The sequence below is a fragment of the Zooshikella harenae genome (genome assembly GCF_018837975.1).
Classification (GTDB): domain Bacteria; phylum Pseudomonadota; class Gammaproteobacteria; order Pseudomonadales; family Zooshikellaceae; genus Zooshikella; species Zooshikella harenae.
This window is the reverse complement of record NZ_JAGSOY010000203.1, coordinates 1-2,116: the sequence shown is the minus strand read 5'-3', so window position 1 is coordinate 2,116 and position 2,116 is coordinate 1. Positions and strand designations below refer to the sequence as shown.

At 37.9% G+C, this 2,116-nt stretch carries 4 protein-coding genes; all 4 read right to left on the bottom strand.

The genetic code is table 11. From position 1 onward, the window contains the following. Positions 1 to 275: dsDNA nuclease domain-containing protein (locus KCG35_RS24825; RefSeq protein WP_215822539.1), on the bottom strand; the 275-nt coding region annotated here is incomplete at its 3' end. A gap of 115 nt (positions 276 to 390) precedes the next feature. Then, positions 391 to 780, bottom strand: a complete 390-nt coding sequence (locus tag KCG35_RS24820; protein ID WP_215822538.1) for a hypothetical protein — start codon at positions 778 to 780, stop codon at positions 391 to 393. A gap of 30 nt (positions 781 to 810) precedes the next feature. Continuing rightward, complete coding sequence (locus KCG35_RS24815; protein ID WP_215822537.1) at positions 811 to 1,137, bottom strand: putative endonuclease domain-containing protein; 327 nt, start codon at positions 1,135 to 1,137, stop codon at positions 811 to 813. 594 nt (positions 1,138 to 1,731) lie between these two features. Further along, a complete protein-coding gene (locus KCG35_RS24810; RefSeq protein ID WP_215822536.1) occupies positions 1,732 to 1,965 on the bottom strand; it encodes a hypothetical protein in 234 nt (77 codons plus the stop codon). Between the last annotated feature and the right edge of the window lie 151 nt (positions 1,966 to 2,116).

Here is a 2,116-nt window from a genome sequence, read left to right as displayed (position 1 = left end):
CAACTTTTAATTGTATATTGTGGCTTTTCTACAGCTTTTACTTGATTAAACTCAAACCTTGCAGAAACCCCACACAGGCTATCTGCTAATACTACATCCTCGTGACACTCCATAAAAACTGCATACTCAATAGCTTTTGAATGCTCTGTTAAGATTCGATCTAGCGCCCAATGATATTGATAATCGTACTTTTCAAATGTTGTAGAGCCGGATTTTTCTCTTTGCTCTTCAGCAAGAGGATTGGGAACCTCTATCTGTTCTGAGTCATCATCCATGATTAACTACAAGTCTCCATGTATAGCTTATGTAAGCTAACTTAAATTCCTGAAGGGATTGTAGTTTCTCATTTAAAGTAATTCAATACATCTGTTCTAATTTGGCTAGATAGCATTATAACTTTAATGCTTCTTGCACTGGCTCCCCCTCCAGCCCAACCCCATCCTCCCGCAGTATATTCAAAGCCTGCCGTCTACATACGCCATACTTGATGGCTAACCAATCAGCTCGAGAACAACCACCACCAGACTTTAAAGATTCATAATCCCGGCGCATCATTTCATTCCGGATCTGCTTGAAGAGTTGTTTTGAGGGCAGCTCAATGTGTTCCCCTTGGTAATAATCACTGAGTTTTTGAGCCAGCTCCAGGCCCAAAAGTGCGACGAGGGCATGGCCATCTGTCATCTGATGTGGAATATATAAACGAGCACCACCTAAGTGTTGTCCTAGTTTGATAGCGGCATCATGACCTATCACTTCAGCTAATTCATGTAAAACACTCATGGTCTATCCCCCTATGACCGATTTACACCATTAAGCAGTCTGCTGTCTTTCGTATAACAATTGACGAATGACTCCGATAGCCCGTCCACTTTTGATCAGTTCACCATGACAACGATACACCAGCCAACCTAACGCCATAGCTTCATGGTATTTTTCCAAATCATTAGTAAATCCTTTACCCCGTGTATGTCGTCCATTAACCCAAGCACCACCTTTGACTTCAACGGCAAATTTGCTTTCTTGCCAGGCAAAATCGAACCGCCAACGTCTTTTGGGATGAATACGAAATTCTTTTTGAGGTGGTGTCAAGCCAAATCCCTTGATATGGAGTTCCAAAATAGCTTCCAGTTGACTCATCTCAGATTGTTTTCCACTTAAAAAAAATAAATACAAAATTCAGTTTAAAAAAGTACAACAATTTAATATATTGTTAACCGATGTTTAAATTGACCTTTAAACCTCTATTTTGCACATTGCCTCAGTCATCACGGTCCCTTCCTTTTTTGGGGCAATGTTTTTTTCTTGCTTTTATCATTTCCTCCTTTAAATTAAGTCTATTTCCACTTTCGCTGCTTTTGCTTGCTATTTATGTATTTACACACTAAAGCCAACTTTAGTGCTACTTCGTTACAATCAATAACAAATAACAATATAATATACACCTACTGCTTTATAATTATAACGCTTTAATTGAAAATATCTTTTTTGTACTTGAAATATTAATCTTCCATATTGAGTGTTAAGAATTGTAATTTTTGATTTACTTTCAAAAGGCCGCGCATTATATTCACACCACATTCGAAATTGACCTACTAAGCAATCTGCTTTTGAATCAAGACTTAAATGTTAAGCTGTTTTCAACGCATTACCTCTGTCGCTTTGTTTTTCTTAACCCTATTTGGAGGTAATGCTATTTTTTTAAAGTCGAGAGTAGTTATCATGCAGCACCCTTCATTTTAGTGAGCGTCCAAGCAGTTGGTAAATAGTGTCCAAGGCTGCACGCGGATTATCCAGTTGATCAAACCCACTTTGTTGTAAATATTTTTTCTGTACCTTATCGTGAAAATCCATATTTTTTTCAGCCAAGGTTTTAGGCGATTGATCGGTGAGTGCTTTTGGCAAATCCGTTAAACTTTCACCGGCTAACACTTGTTGACAGGCTAGTGCATAGTTGCGTTTAAACAACGGAAAAACATCCTGCTCACGTCGGGACTTAAAATAGATAGGAATTTCAAAGTACTGGGATGTTAAATAACAGTCAACTCAATAACGTCTTATCCATCTAAAAATAAAATAATTATTTTCACCGTGTTTAACGTGCTCATTAACTATTCAC

Bases quoted from the DNA above. Each gene is read 5' to 3' on its own strand.
- KCG35_RS24820 (WP_215822538.1), bottom strand. From the start codon at position 780: ATGAGTGTTTTACATGAATTAGCTGAAGTGATAGGTCATGATGCCGCT.
- KCG35_RS24815 (WP_215822537.1), bottom strand. From the start codon at position 1,137: ATGAGTCAACTGGAAGCTATTTTGGAACTCCATATCAAGGGATTTGGC.